Raw genomic sequence first — 14,308 nt, 5'->3', positions numbered from 1 at the left:
TCAATCGGCCAGGTCGTATCGGCGAAGGCGGGCGTCGTAGCAGTAGTAGCAGCGATCCTTGAGGCGAAACACGCGGATCAGGACCATGCCCGCCACGAAACCGCCCACATGGGCCCACCAGGCCACGCCCGCGATCTGGCCGGCGGAGCCCTGCTCGATGCCGGAGACGATCTGCAACGCGAACCAGACGACCAGAAACAGAGAGGCCCGGAAATAAAAAATGAAGATGAGCACCAGGGTGGCCACCCGGCCGTGCGGATACAGCACGAGATACGCGCCGAGCGTCCCGGCGATGGCCCCGGACGCGCCGACGATGGGCAGCGGCGAGTCCTGGTTGAAGAGCACGTGCAGGGCCACGGCCACCAGCCCGCAGCAGAGATAGAAGCCCACGAACCGCCAATGCCCGGTCACGTCCTCAATGTTGTCCGCGAAAATCCAAAGCATCCACATGTTCATGATCAGATGCAGCCAGCCGCCGTGCAGGAACATGTAGGTGAAAAGGGGCCAGAGCGTGGCGTCGGGATACCCGGCGTGCATGGCCCACTGCGGATCGCTGAACCGCGCCGGCACCACCCCGAAGAGGTGGAAGAACAGCATCTGGTCCTGCGGCGGCAGGCTGAGTTCATAAAGAAACGCCAGAACGTTCAGAATGATGATCCCAAGCACCGCGTAAGGCGGATGCACGCGGGGGACGTTGTCGTACAGCGGAATCACTCAGGCGCCTCTTTCAGCCTTTCGGCCACGATAAGCATGGCCTGCCCGGCCCGTTCCAGGGCCTCGGCCCCGCGCCGCGAACGCATCTCCTCCAGGCTCGCGGAAACGCGGGCCGCCTCGCTGCGCAGCTCTGCCAGCCCGGCGTCGTTCTCCACGCACAGGGCGCAGAAGGCCCGCTTGCGGTCCGGGGGCCACTGCCAGGAATCGAACACGGCCAGCGTATCCGGGTCGAGCCCGCGCGCCTCGCGGAAAGCGCCCCGGCGTCGTTCGTCCGGGCAGAACACGCCGACCACGCAGTCCACGACGCCGCTCTCGTGCCAGCCGCCCTCCAGCAGCAGCGGAACCTCGGCCACGGCCACCTGTGCCGCGTGGCGGCGAAAGAACGATTCGGCCCTGTGGCGCACCAGGGGATGCACCAGTTCCATGACCTCGCGCAGGATCTGCCCGGATTCGCGCATGGCCGCGAAAAGCGCGGCCTTGTCCACGCCGCCTGCCGCGTGAAGATACTGCGTGCCGAAACGCCTGCCGATGAGGTCGGCTCCGTCCCCGCCGGGCGCGTAAAGCTCGGCCACGGCCGCGTCCGCGCTGAAGGTCGGCAGCCCCGCCTCGGCCAGCAGCCCCAGCAGCGTGGACTTGCCGCAGCCCGGAGGCCCCACCAGTCCGACGCGCAGCCCGCTCCGGGCCAGGGCCGCGAGCAGGTTCTGGAAGTCTTCGGGAGGATCCTGCCGAAAAAAGAGCAGCTTCCCCGTGATCGGATGCGTGAAGCGCAGGGCGTAGGCGTGGAGCATCTGTCTGGCCGCTTCGGGCTCGCCCGCCGCCGACCATTCCGCGGCCTGCCGCGCGCCGTAGGTGGCGTCGCCCAGGAGCGGACAACCGATAGCCGCCATGTGCACGCGGACCTGATGCGTGCGGCCCGTGTGGATGCGCACGGCCACCAGGGACGCCTTCATGCCCGGAGCGACCCAGAGCGTCTCGTAGCTGCTGCGCGCCTCTCTTCCGCCTTTCTCGGCCACGGCCATCTTCGTCTTGTTGCGCGGGTCGCGGCCTATGGGCAGGTCGATTTCGCCCTTGCGGGGTTCGGGGACGCCGTGCACCAGGGCGAGGTAGAGCTTGTCAACGCTGCGGGCGGCGAAGTCCGCTGCGAGCAGAAGCCGGGCCGCCTCGGTGCGGACCGCGATGATCAGGCCGGAGGTGTCCTTGTCCAGCCGATGCACGATGCCGGGCCGCACCGGGTCCATGCCGGATTTCGCCGGGTCCATGTCGGGCCAGCGCGCCAGGAGACGATTGACCAGCGTGCCCTCCGGCTCGCCCGGAGCGGGATGCGTGGTCAGCCCGGCGGGCTTGTTCAGGACGATCACCTGGGCGTCCTCGTGGAGCACCTCCAGGGGGCCTGCCTCGGCAAGGGTTCCGCAGGCGGGAGCCTTGCCCCGCAGTTCCAGCTCCTGGCCGGGCAGCAGGGTCTGGTTGGGCTTGCTCACGGCCATGCCGTCCACGAGGGCGAGACCGAGCTTGATCCAGTCCTGGACCTTGCCGCGCGAAACCCCCTCCTCTTCCAGCTCCCTGGCCCAGTAACGGTCCAGCCGCAGACCGCCGTCTTCCGGCGCGACCCTTCGCCGCCAGCCCGCCCCGAAAATCTCCGCCGCCGAGGCGCTTTCGTCATTCCTGTTTTTCATATGGGGATGATATACCCCCCGCGCCCGGATGACAAAACACCTTTTTGGTATTGAAGTGCCGCTGGCGCACGGGGCTTGACCTCCGCCCCCTTTGCCGAGTAAAGATAAAAAGTTTGTCCGAGCTGGAATATTTTTTCTCAAGAAAATTGGAGGATTATCGTGTCTGTAACCGTCGTGGATCATCCGCTGATCCGGCACAAGCTGGGGCTCCTGCGCACGTCCGACATCAGCACCAGCAAATTCCGGGCGCTCGCCATCGAAATCACTCGTCTGCTGACCTACGAGGCCACCAAGGACTTGCAGACCGAGTCCACCAAGATCATGAGCTGGGCCGGTGAAATCGAGGTCGAAACCATTTCCGGCAAGATGATCACCGTCGTGCCCATTCTGCGGGCCGGTCTGGGCATGATGGACGGCGTGATCGACATGGTTCCCGGCGCCAAGGTCAGCGTCGTGGGCTTTTACCGCAACGAGGAAACCCTGGAGCCCGTGCAGTACTACGTCAAGCTGGCCAAGAACATCGACCAGCGCCTGGCCTTCATTCTCGACCCCATGCTGGCCACCGGCGGCACGCTCATGGCCACCATCAAGCTGCTCAAGGAAGCGGGCTGCCCCAGCATCCGGGGCCTGTTCCTCGTGGCCGCGCCCGAAGGCATCGCCCGTCTGGAACGCGAGCACCCGGACGTGGACATCTACGTGGCGGCCATCGACGAAAAGCTGAACGACGTCGGGTACATTCTTCCGGGCCTCGGCGACGCCGGGGACAAAATCTTCGGCACCAAATAGCAACCACGGGCTCCGGCCCGTTTTTTTTGTCCGTTCGCACCCAGAGAGGAGGAGTTAATGAGCAACGTTCATTCGACTGAGTACAATTTCCGATTGAAAGACGGGATTCTCGGCGCGCAGATGCTGTTTGTGGCTTTCGGCGCGCTGGTTCTCGTGCCCCTGCTGGTGGGCATGGACCCGAACGTGGCCCTGTTCACCGCCGGAGCAGGCACGCTGCTGTTCCAGGTCGTCACCAAGGGCAAGGTGCCCGTGTTCCTGGCCTCGTCCTTCGCCTTCATCGCGCCCATCGGCTACGGCGTGAAGGAATGGGGCATCGAGGGCACGCTCTGCGGCCTCTTCGCCGCAGGCCTGCTCTACGTTATCCTGAGCCTGATCATCCGCTGGCGCGGCAACGCGGCCCTGGCCCGCATCCTGCCCCCGGTGGTCACCGGCCCGGTGATCATGGTCATCGGCCTGTTCCTGGCCCCGGTGGCCGTGAACATGTCCATGGGCCTGGGCGGCGACGCCAGCATCGTGCTGGCCGTGCCCAAGGCCGCGGCCATCTGCGCCGTGGTCGCCCTGCTGACCACCATCCTCGTCTCCCTGCTGGGCAAGGGCTGGTTCAAGCTCGTGCCCATCCTCTGCGGCATCCTCGCGGGCTACGGCACGGCCGTGCTTCTGGACGCCACGGGCTTCACCGCTTCGGCCCTGGCCCAGTTCACCGCCGAGCGCGCGGCCAAGGAGGCCGCCGGAGCCACCCTGCTCTTCAGCGTGGCCGGCGACCATCTCGTGAACCTCAGCTCCCTCAAGGACGCCCCCTGGTTCGCCGTTCCGAACTTCTCCTTCCCCAGCTGGAGCAACTGGAACTGGGCCGCCGTGCTCTACATCGTGCCCGTGGCCATCGCCCCGTCCATCGAGCACTTCGGCGACGTGCTGGCCATCAGCGGCATCACGGGCAAGGACTACGTCAAGGATCCCGGCATCAAGAACACCCTGCTCGGCGACGGCCTGGCCACCTCTCTGGCGGCCCTGCTCGGCGGTCCTCCGAACACCACCTACTCCGAGGTTTCCGGCGCCGTGGCCCTGACCCGCGCGTTCAACCCCGCGATCATGACCTGGGCCGCCATCTCCGCCGTGCTCCTGGCCTTCGTGGGCAAGCTCGGCGGCCTGCTCCAGACCGTGCCCACCCCGGTCATGGGCGGCATCATGGTCCTGCTCTTCGGCGCCATCACCACCATCGGCATCAACACCCTGGTCCGGGCCGGACACGACCTCATGCTGCCGCGCAACATGGCCATCGTGGGCATCATCCTCGTGGTCGGCATCGGCGGGCTGACCGTGCCCCTGAGCGGCCCGATCAACGCCATCGCCGACATCTTCGGCGCGGACATCAGCATCGGCCAGCTCCAGATGGGCGGCATCGGCCTCGCGGGCATCGTGGGCGTGCTGCTGAACCTGGTTCTGCCCTGCAAGGACTGCAACGAATAGAACGGGACACCCACCCCGCTTCAACCATTAAAAAGGGCGGAACCGCGCGGTTCCGCCCTTTTGCGTACTGTCGATGGAGGCTTGCGCCTCCGCCCCGGTCGAGCCTAGGCGCGGAAGATGCGCGGTCCCTTGGCCGAGTCCTCGACCCGGTAGCCCTTGGCCGCCAGCTCGTCGCGCAGGGCGTCCGAGGCGGCGAAATCCTTGGCTTCCCGCGCCGCCTGCCGCTTGCCCACCAGGGCGCGGACCTCTTCGGGCAAATCCGCGAGCAGCAGCGGCAGCGTGTTTTCGTCGAGAATGCCGAGCACCCGGTCCACGGCGCGAAGCTGGCGAAGGCAGGCCTTGGCCGCGGCGCCCGTGAGCCGTCCGGCGGATTCGAGCTGGTGCACGTCCTTGACGAACTTGAACAGCGCCGTCCAGAAGCGGTGCAGCCCGAAATCGTTGTCCAACGCTTCGGCCAGCCCTCTCTTGAGATCGAACACGGCCTGCTCCGCGGGCTGGGGCACGTCGTCTCCCGGCGCGGACTGGGCCAGGGCCAGGGTCGCGGCCGCGTCCTGCACGCGCCGCCAGTTCCTGGACCACATTTCCACGGCCTGCCGGGTGGCGGTCAGGGTCTTGTGATAGGAACCCGAAAGCAGCCACATGCGCAGGGCCAACGGATGCTCGGCCTCGGCCAGCAAGTCGCCGAACTCCAGCCCGTCCTCGGCCACGGCCTGCTGGCCCAGGATCCAGGCCTGGACCTCCCGGCCCGCGGCGGACCAGAGCGCGCGCAGATTCTCCAGATGCGGAAAGCTCTGGGATTCGTCGGCGAGAAAGACGTCCACCGAAGGCAGCGCGTCGAGCCCGGCAGCGGCCACCTGAAGGAACCACGTGGGCCGCACGTTGCCCCAGGCCGTCTCAAAGACTTCGCCTTCCTTGAGATCCTGGAGGCTGGCGCGCTTGAGCAATGTGAAATCCAGGGGGTTGGACTTGACGTAGTCGTCCAGGTCCACGGTCTTGCCCGCGGAAATCTTGTCCGGATCCTGAAGGGCCATGGCTCCGTAGCGTTCGTCCCGCAGCACGTCGAAGTAGACGCTACGCAGTTTCTCGTAGGCCAGCCCCTTTTCCGTCAGCTTGCGGGTCAGCTCCACGCACTTGGCCGCGGAGCCGGAAGCCAGGGGAAAGGCCGTGCCTTCGCGCATGCCGAGCATCCGGGCGCGCTCCTTGATCCGGGCGCGCACAGCCTCGGCGTACTTGGCACGGCTCCCGCCCGAAGCACGCGCCGCTTCCAGGGTGCGGTCGTCCATGTCCGTCAGGCCGATGGCCGCGCTCACGGCTGCGCCGCGTTCCTCAAGGGCGCGGGCCAGCACGTCGAGCAGCACGGCCCGCCGCCAGGCTCCGGCGTCGTCGGGACGGTCCATGCTCGGCCCCACGGCGTAGAGCCCGCGAGTCCCGCTGGTGCCGATGGTCACGCCGGTTCCCGTGGCCGCGTTGCGCAGCTTGAGGCCCTTGGCCGCCGCCAGGGAAAAGAGCGGGGTGGAGAGATAGCGTTCCCCGGAGTCCGGGAAGATGGTCACGATCTTGGCCCCGCGCCCCTGCGCGGCCAGCTCTTCGGCCAAGCGTACGCTGGCGGCCAGGGCCGCGCCGGAACTCATGCCCGCGAAGATGCCCTCCTCCCGCGCGAGCCTGCGGCAATACTCGAAGGCGATGTCGTCCTCGATGCGCATGACCCGGTCCGGAGCCTTCTTGTCCCAGATTCCCGGCGGGTAGGATTCGTGCATGTTCTTCAGGCCCTGGAGCTTGTGCCCGGCATGGGGTTCCACGGCCACCACCTGCACGTCGGGGTTCATTTCCCGCATGCGCTTGGTGATGCCCATGCAGGTTCCGGTGGTGCCGAGGGTCACGACCACATGCGTGACCGCGCCTCCGGTCTGCTCCCAGATCTCCAGGCCCGTGCCCTTGTAGTGGGCCTCGATGGAGGACGTGTTGTTGAACTGGTCCATGAGCACGTATTTGTCCGGCTCCTCCCGGGCCATGCGGTAGGCCTTCTCGATGGCCCCGTCCGTGGAAAGGTGGCCGGGGGTGAGCAGGATGTCCGCGCCGAAGGCCTGGACGATCATCTTGCGCTCTTCCGAGGCGCGCTCGCTCATGAGCAGCGTGATCTTGTAGCCCTTGACCGCCGCGACCATGGCCAGGCCGATGCCGGTATTGCCGCTGGTGGCCTCGATGATGGTCTTGTCCGGGGTCAGCTCGCCGGAGCGCTCCGCCGCCTCGATCATACACAACGCCACCCGGTCCTTGATGGAGCCGCCCGGATTCACGCACTCGATTTTCGCCAGAATGCTGACGCCCGGTGCGAACGGGTTGAGCCTGTTGATTTCCACGAGCGGGGTGTTGCCGATGCGGGAAAGAACGTCCTTGTAGATCATTTTCAAACTCGTTTTCCAAGGCTTGAAGCGTTTATGATGGGTGAGGTGTACGGCAAATCCGACCGGCCCGCAAGGCGATAGCACGATCCTTGCAGACCAGGAGCGTCAACCTTGAACAAGGACGGAACCATGACGCTGCTTCCTCATTTGGACGGAAACCTCGACACACTGAATAACTACGCTCCCGAACTCGTCAACTGGCTGCGCGCGCAGCCGCTCGACGACAAGGAGTTGCGCGAAGCCGCTGAGGCCCGCGTTTTCAACAACCGCTGGGGACTCCTGGACCTCAAGCTGCCCAGCGGCAAAGGCATGTTCGAGTCCATGCCCCCCGTGGCACTCTACCGCGACTGGATTCCGCAGGACAAGGCCGCCACGGGCGCGAGCCTCGTCGTGGGCTGCAACCTGGGCTACGGAATCAACCACCTCTGCACCAATACGCCTATTTCCCATAAGATTCTCGTCCTGGAGCCGGACCCCGTGCAGCTCTACTGCTGCCTGGGGCAGACGGACTACCGCCCGGCCTTCGCAACCAAGAAGCTCCACTTTCTGCCGCCCAGCGAGGACCATCTCGCCGCCGTGGTCCAGAACCTGGAACTCCAGTTCATCTACGGACGCATCCACCTGCGCCAGGATCTGCCCTCCAGCCAGCTTTCCCCGCTGTATTCGGTCTGGAGCAAGAAGGCCCAGGCCCGGCTGGAAAACTTCTCCGTGGAGCTGAACACGCTCAAGTTCCGCCAGGATCTCATGGTCGGCAACGAGCTGAAGAACTTCCGCAGGGCCATGGAGGAAGGCAGCGTGACCCCGCTTCGCGGCGCGGCCAAGGGCCTTTCCGCCGTGATTCTCGGCGCCGGCCCCTCGCTGGAAGAATTCGCCCCGAAGCTGGCGGAGCAGCCCGGCAACGCCCTCTACGCCACATCGCTCCAGACCATGCCCGCGCTCCAGCGCCTGGGCCTGACGCCCCATTTCTGCCTGGCCCTGGACTTCAACGCGCAGATGCTCGACATCTACAAGCGCCTGGACATGCAGGCCGCCCGCGACGTGCCCCTGATCTATTCCACCAAGGTGGACCCGCGCGTCGTGGAGACGTATCCCGGCCCGACCATTCCGCTCTGGACCATGGGCGGCATGGCCACCTTCGTGCTCAAGGACAACGAGCTGGTCCTGGACGCGGGCGGCAACGTCAGCCTGACCCTGATCCGGCTGCTGCGCTGGTGCGGCGTGGCCGGAATCACCCTCGTGGGCCAGGACTTCGCCTGGAAGGAGGAAGGCTCCCACGTGGAAGGCCACCACGCCCACGGCACGAACAAGGTCTTCAACGAGCGCGTCCACCGCAGAATCCAGAACCTGGAAGGCGAGAGCATCGTCACCTCGCGGCAGTACCTCGCGGCCAAGCGCGACCTGGAGGACGACATCCGCCAGACGCCCTTCCCCATCGCCTATCTCTACGGCGGCTACGCCCCCATCCAGGGCGCGCGCGCCGTGTCGCTGGAGGAGGCCCGCATGGCCGGAGCCCTGGCCTCGGCTCCTGGCAGCCTGAAGCACTTTCTGGAACGGCTCACGCTCTGCTCGGCCTGCCATCGCGATTTCCAGTTCGAGCCCCAGAGCAACTCCTGGACCTCCAGCCTGCACCGCGCGGAAAAGCGGCTGGAAAAGCTCTTCCGCAAGCTGGCCAAGAACCAGGACGAAATCCACGGACTCATGGAGCAGGTATCGCTCTTCATCCATCAGGATCCGCTCTACCTGCCCTACCTTTACAACGAAACCCTGGACCTCGCGGGCCTGACAAAGGCCAAGGCGCGCTACGAGCCGCGCGATCTGGGCGAATTCCGCCGCATCGTCCGCAGCGTGCTCAAGAAGGTCAAGGAGGTGGACCGCCGCCTCACCGGCACCGAGACGCGGCGCGACGCGGCCTGATCGCGTCCGGCAGCGAACCTGCCCACGACAAGGGCGCCCCGGCTGCGAGGGGCGCCCTTTCGCGTTCAATTCCCGGCGAAGAAAATGCGCAGGCCCACAGCGAGCATGACCACGCCGAAGACCGCGTCCACGCCCCGAACCATGCGGGCGTAGACGCCCCTGAAACGCGAAAGCGCAAGGGCGGACAGCGTGTAGAAGGTGAACGAGATCAGCGGCAGCAGCGGCACGAGCAGCCACTTGACCTGGGACGGGGTCTGCGGGCCGAGCACCGTGGTGAAGAGCGCAAGATAGTAGGCGGCGGCCTTGGGATTGGAAAGGCAGGTCAGCAGTCCGCTGCGGTAGGCCCGCCAACCGCTGATGGGCTGCGCCGGAGCCTCTGCGGCGAGTCGGATGCCTGCGCTTCCCAGCCAGGCCGAGCGCAGGGCGAGCAGCCCCAGCCGGGCAAGATAGACCCCGCCGACGAATTTGAGCGCGAGGAAAAGTCCTGGGGAACCCAGAATCACGGCGGTAAAGCCGAGCACGCCGAGCAGCGTCCAGGTCGTGGTTCCCGTGGCCACGCCCAGGGTGGTCAGCAGCAGGATGCGCGGGGAATGCCGCAGGCCCCGCCGCACGCTGATCAGGAAATTGGGGCCGGGACTCATGCAGGATACCAGATGAATGCCCGCCACCGCCACAAGGGGAACCGTCGCCTCCATGCGCTCACCTCTTTTCCGGCCCGGGCCGGAGTCCGGCCGGAACGATCCGGCTTTCGCGCCCCATGCGCTGCGCTCCGGTTTCCCGCTCCGGGGCGTCCATGTCAAGCTCCGCGCGCATCCGCCTTGCCTTGGAGATGGTTTGCGGCTAGAAATCGCCATGCCCAACGACAAGCCCTACCTCGACGACAACGGCGACCTGGTCATCCCCTTCGCCTGTCCGGACAACGCCTTCAAATACTGGAAACCCGAGGGCATGAAGATGCTCAAGCTGCTCCACGGCCTCGGCGCGTCCGACGAAGTCCTGCTGCGCTACCTGCCCCGCCTGCCCACGCCCGAAGACCTGAAGAAGCTGGAAGACGAAGGCTAGACCGCCGGGCGCGCGCCGGGCCACGGTTGCAAGGCCGGGCCTTTCCTCCTATAACGCCTGCATGCGTTTTCCCCGCCTGTTCGCCTCCGGCCCCGCAGGGTCCGGCTTCCCGCCGTCCTGGCTGCTCGTTTCCGGGCCGCTTCTGCTCGTGCTGCTCCTGCTGGGAATCCGCTTCGGCTTCGACGAACACGCGGTCTTCGCCTTCTTCCGGACGCACCGGCAGGCCCACCCGGATTTCGCGGCCGTGTTCCAATTCTTCACGGACGCCGTCAATCCGGCCTTTTACGGCGTGTTCCTCTTTCTGCTGATCAAGGCCTGGAAAGAGAAACGCCCCGGCCTGAAGCGCTTCGTCCTGGTCTGGATCGCCGTGCAGTTGGCCGTTTCCCTCCTGGCCGTGCGCGGCATCAAGAGCATCATCGGCCGTCCCCGTCCCGGCGAGGATCCCTTCTTTCAGACCATGACCAACCGCCCGTCCTACCACTCCCTGCCGTCGGGCCACACCACCGAGGCCGCCACCACCTGCACGGCCCTGGGGCTGCGCCTCGGCAGGACGCTTCCCTCCCTGGCCCTGGGTCTGCTCCTGGCCCTGCTGGGCTTTTCCCGCGTCTACCTCGGCTGGCATCATCCCTCGGACGTCTTCTTCGGCTGGGCCTTGGGCGGCGTGGCCGGTCTGGCCGTACATCTCTTCTCCCACAAGGAATAGACCATGCCCCATACCCTCTGGGATCGAATCTGGGACCGCCTCAGCGCGCACCCCTGGCTGACCATGAGCGCCGCCGTCTTCCTCCAGAGCGCCTTCCTGCTCAATTCCCGCGCGCTCTGGTTCTCGGACGAAGTCCGCTACGCCAACGCCTACGAAAACATGCACCGCGCCGGAACCTGGGTGGTGCTCTCGCTCAACGGCATGCCCTACCCGGACAAGCCTCCGGTCTATTTCTGGTTCCTGGCCCTGCTGGACAAGATCACCCCGCTGGATCCGCCCTCGGTCTTTTTCCTGGGCGCGGCCCTTTCGGGCCTGGGCTTTCTCTTCGCGGCCTATGCGCTGGCCCGCGCCGTGCGGCTGAAGCGCGACGCCTCCCTGGCCACGGCCCTGATCTGCGCCTCCTGCCTGTTCTTCGCGGCCATCCTGCACTACTCGCGCATGGACCTGATGTTCGCCGCCCTGACCGTGGCCGCCGAGGCCTGCCTCTTTCGCGGCTACGCCGACCCGGATTCGCGCCGGGACGTGCGCTGGATTCTGGGCGGATTCAGCCTCTGCGGGCTGGCCGTGCTGGTCAAGGGGCCTCTGGGGGTGCTCTTTCCGCTGCTGACGGTGCTCGTCTATCTGGGCTGGCGGGGCGAGATGCGCCGCTTCCTGAGCCTGCGCACCCTGGCCGGGCTGGGCTGCTTCGCGGCCGTGTCCTCGGCCTGGGTGCTCGCGGCCTATCTCGTGGAAGGCGGCGACTTCGTGCGCACGGTCTTCGTGCAGCAGATCTTCCAGCGCGCCACCAACACCTTCCACCACAAGGAAGGCCCGCTCTACTATTTCATCGTGCTTCCGGCAACGTGGCTGCCCTGGACCCTGACCCTCGCGGCCGCGCCCGTGGCCCTGCTGCTGCGGCGCTCCTTCTGGCGCGAAGTCCGCGCCGAGCGCAAGGCCGACTCCACCCTCGTGCGCGGCCGCACCTGGCTCTGGATCAGCGCTCTTTCCGCCTTTGCGCTGCTCTCCTGCCTGAGCGGCAAGGTGGTCATCTACGTCCTGCCCCTGTTCGCGCCCATGGCCGCGCTGACCGCGCACAGCCTGCTCGGCTGGAACGCAGCGCGCCGCAATCGGCTGGCCGCGGCCTTCGCCGTCTTCTTCACGCTTCTCGGCGTCGCGCTGTTCTTCGGCGACGCCCTGATCCCCTTCCCCGCCGAGATCACCGGCCTCGCGCCCACGGCCCTGACCCTGCTGGCCACGGCGGGGGCGCTGCTGCTCGTGCGCCGCATGAGCGCGCGGACCCTGCTGCTCTGCCTGCTCCTCGGCGTGACGCTCTGGATCCAGGTGGCCGCGCGGGCCACGGTTCCCTCCCTGGACAGCGTCATGAGCCCCAAGGAACAGGGCGAACGGCTCGGCTTCTTCATCAAGAAAGGCTACACGCCCGTGGCCTACGACATCTACTCCGGCATCTTCACCTACTACGCGGGCGAAAACATCATTGAGATCCCCAAGCATCTCGAAGAGGTGGAGAAGCTGCTCACGGAACATCCCAAGGTCGCCCTGGTCATGAAGAAGAAGCACTGGGAGCGCTGGACCGACCGCCCCGCGAGCCTGCACGTTGTCCACGAGCAATTCATCGCGGACCAGCCCTATGTCCTGGCGATTCAAGGGCCTGCGGCAGATATTGCCCCTTTCGCAGAGCAACAGCCTTGAAATAACGTACTTTTTACCTGTTCGTCTCGCTTTTTGCATTGTCTCCTGCCGAACGGATGGGCCTGGCATCTTTGGCCCGTCCTCACGAGGGAGACTCTATGCGCCATGCTCTCATCGCCCTGATCTTCGGCTCGCTCCTGCTTTCCGGATGCGGCACGGCGGCCATGCCCGTGATCCAGGCCGCCGGGGTCGCCAAGACCGCCTACGACTACCGCGACGTGGTCATGCCCCGCTCGCGCGTGGATTTCGTCGGCGTCTCCGCCGAAGACCGGCACATCGAGCAGGCCGTCCGCCTGCGCCTGGACCAGAAGCGCGTCCGCTACACCAGCATCGCGCCCATCGCCATGGACGGACATCTCTTCCTGGTGGGCGTGTTTCCGAACCTGGAAGAAGCGGAGCGCGCCCGTCTGACTGCGCGCCAGGTTCCCGGCGTGCGCCGGCTGACCTGTTCCTTCTTCCGTCCGGCCCCCGGAGCGCAGCGCGACCCGGAAGCGGACCGCGAACTGGCCCGGCGCATTCTCCTGCAACTGGACGAGGACAAGGTCATCGGCTCCGCCCTGGTCCGGGTGCGCGTGCTGGAGCGCAGCGCCGTGGTCATGGGCCGGGTGGACAGCCCGGCGCAGAAGCACCACCTGGAATCGCTGCTGCGCAAGGTCGAAGGCCTGCGGGAGATCCGCTCCTACCTCGCCGTACGAAGCTGAAAGGCCGAACGCCGGACGCAAAACGCCCCCGCCTGGACGAATCCGGGCGGGGGCGTTTGTTTTGCCGCTGCCGACGCAGCCCGCGACGCGGGCGACGCGGACAACGCCTAGGGACGCCTCAGCAGGCGCACTCGAAAATGCGGTCGAAGGTCTCCAGCACGGCCAGGCCGTCCTCGCCGCGAATGGGCGCGGGCTCGTGGGCGCGCACGGCTCCGAGGAAATCGCGCAGCTCTTCCTTGACGGGCTCCCGGTAGATCAGGGGCCATTCGCGCACGGAATAGCTCTTGTCGTAGGAGGAGAAGCTCGAATACTCCTTGACCTCCTGGGTGATCAGGTTGGCCTCGACGTACTTGTTCTTGCACGCGGCCTGGATCTTGCGGGACTTGTACGGCGTGACCCAGTTGGTGGAAATGTTGGCCAGCACGCCGTTTTCCATCTGGGCGGTGATCAGGGCCGTGTCCTCGTGCTTGCCCAGGCTCGTGGAGGTCACGGCGTAGACGCTCTTGAACTCCGAGCCCGTGAGGAACCGCAGCAGGTCGATGTCGTGGGAGGCCAGATCCTTGATCACGCCCACGTCCTGGATGCGCGGCGGATACGGTCCCACGCGCTCGATGGTGATGGAGATGGTCTCGGTGCCCTCCTCGGAGAGCAGCTCCTTGATCCGCTGAACAGCCGGGTTGTAGCGCTCCACGTGCCCGACCATGAGGGTCAGCCCGGCGGCGCGCGCCGCCTCGACCACCTCGCGGCCTTCCTGGGCCGTGGCGGCCAGGGGCTTTTCCACGAGCAGGCTGCTGCCCGCGGCGATGACCTTGAGGGCCACGTCGTGATGCAGCACCGTGGGCACGCAGACGCTCACCGCGTCCGGCTTCAGGGCGAGCAGGTCGGCGAGGTCGGCGAACGCGGCCACGCCGAAATTCTCCGAAGCGGCCTTGCGGGCTTCCGGGTCGGGATCGACCACGCCGAGCACTTCCACGTCCGGCATTTCCGTATAGTTGCGCAGATGGATGCGGCCCATCCAACCCAGTCCGATTACGCCGACTTTCAACATGGCATGTTCCTGTGCGGTTAGCGGTCAGAAATTGATGCGCCGGAACGTACCCGCTCGCAGCGGCCTTGGCAAGGGCCGCGCTGCTCCGGCGCGCCGTTGCCCTCCTCCGGGACGGGGGGTCCGGCGTCTTGCCCGAAAACGGGTTT

12 protein-coding genes are annotated in these 14,308 nt (G+C 66.4%); 7 read left to right on the top strand and 5 right to left on the bottom strand.

The genetic code is table 11. From position 1 onward, the window contains the following. Together G452_RS0102815 and G452_RS17790 are read right to left on the bottom strand one after the other, a co-directional pair. Positions 1–714: a rhomboid family intramembrane serine protease gene (locus G452_RS0102815; protein WP_022660744.1), complete on the bottom strand. Its 714-nt coding sequence runs from the start codon at positions 712–714 to the stop codon at positions 1–3. Continuing rightward, positions 711–2,387 carry a dephospho-CoA kinase gene (locus G452_RS17790; protein WP_022660743.1) on the bottom strand — a complete coding sequence of 559 codons (1,677 nt, stop codon included), beginning with the start codon at positions 2,385–2,387 and terminating at the stop codon, positions 711–713. The genes G452_RS0102815 and G452_RS17790 overlap by 4 nt, the downstream gene beginning before the upstream one ends. Positions 2,388–2,546: 159 nt before the next feature. Between G452_RS17790 and upp the strand changes: the two genes are divergently transcribed. Continuing rightward, a complete protein-coding gene (upp, locus tag G452_RS0102805) occupies positions 2,547–3,173 on the top strand; it encodes a uracil phosphoribosyltransferase (protein WP_022660742.1) in 627 nt (208 codons plus the stop codon). A 57-nt stretch (positions 3,174–3,230) separates the two neighbouring features. Then, on the top strand, positions 3,231–4,640 hold the full coding sequence (locus G452_RS0102800; RefSeq protein WP_022660741.1) for a uracil-xanthine permease family protein: 1,410 nt from the start codon (positions 3,231–3,233) through the stop codon (positions 4,638–4,640). A gap of 104 nt (positions 4,641–4,744) precedes the next feature. On the opposite strand, the gene G452_RS0102795 is transcribed toward G452_RS0102800, so the two are convergent. Beyond that, on the bottom strand, positions 4,745–7,045 hold the full coding sequence (locus G452_RS0102795) for a cysteine synthase (RefSeq protein WP_022660740.1): 2,301 nt from the start codon (positions 7,043–7,045) through the stop codon (positions 4,745–4,747). Between the two features lie 111 nt (positions 7,046–7,156). Between G452_RS0102795 and G452_RS0102790 the strand changes: the two genes are divergently transcribed. Continuing rightward, positions 7,157–8,959: a motility associated factor glycosyltransferase family protein gene (locus G452_RS0102790; RefSeq protein ID WP_022660739.1), complete on the top strand. Its 1,803-nt coding sequence runs from the start codon at positions 7,157–7,159 to the stop codon at positions 8,957–8,959. Positions 8,960–9,024: 65 nt separating this feature from the next. Here the strand turns inward: G452_RS0102790 and G452_RS17785 are convergent, their stop codons facing one another. Beyond that, positions 9,025–9,654, bottom strand: coding sequence for a LysE family translocator (locus tag G452_RS17785; RefSeq protein ID WP_022660738.1), 630 nt, complete (start codon positions 9,652–9,654; stop codon positions 9,025–9,027). A gap of 139 nt (positions 9,655–9,793) precedes the next feature. Between G452_RS17785 and G452_RS0102775 the strand changes: the two genes are divergently transcribed. The 4 genes from G452_RS0102775 (at position 9,794) to G452_RS0102760 (ending at position 13,114) form a co-directional block, all read left to right on the top strand. Next, positions 9,794–10,021, top strand: coding sequence for a hypothetical protein (locus G452_RS0102775; protein WP_235619582.1), 228 nt, complete (start codon positions 9,794–9,796; stop codon positions 10,019–10,021). Positions 10,022–10,082: 61 nt separating this feature from the next. After that, positions 10,083–10,724 carry a phosphatase PAP2 family protein gene (locus G452_RS17780; protein ID WP_022660735.1) on the top strand — a complete coding sequence of 214 codons (642 nt, stop codon included), beginning with the start codon at positions 10,083–10,085 and terminating at the stop codon, positions 10,722–10,724. A 3-nt stretch (positions 10,725–10,727) separates the two neighbouring features. Further along, the gene (locus G452_RS17775; RefSeq protein ID WP_022660734.1) at positions 10,728–12,413 is read left to right on the top strand and encodes an ArnT family glycosyltransferase; all 1,686 of its coding nucleotides are present in this window, start codon (positions 10,728–10,730) and stop codon (positions 12,411–12,413) included. A 98-nt stretch (positions 12,414–12,511) separates the two neighbouring features. Further along, entirely contained in the window at positions 12,512–13,114 is a 603-nt protein-coding gene (locus tag G452_RS0102760) for a BON domain-containing protein (protein WP_022660733.1), read from the top strand. 118 nt (positions 13,115–13,232) lie between these two features. Here G452_RS0102760 and G452_RS0102755 read toward each other — a convergent pair whose 3' ends face one another. Further along, the gene (locus tag G452_RS0102755) at positions 13,233–14,162 is read right to left on the bottom strand and encodes a Gfo/Idh/MocA family protein (RefSeq protein WP_022660732.1); all 930 of its coding nucleotides are present in this window, start codon (positions 14,160–14,162) and stop codon (positions 13,233–13,235) included. Between the last annotated feature and the right edge of the window lie 146 nt (positions 14,163–14,308).

Origin of the sequence: Paucidesulfovibrio longus DSM 6739 (assembly GCF_000420485.1) — a bacterium.
In the GTDB taxonomy this organism is placed as follows: domain Bacteria; phylum Desulfobacterota; class Desulfovibrionia; order Desulfovibrionales; family Desulfovibrionaceae; genus Paucidesulfovibrio; species Paucidesulfovibrio longus.
Note: the sequence above shows the minus strand (reverse complement) of the source record. Positions and strands in the feature narration are given on the sequence as shown.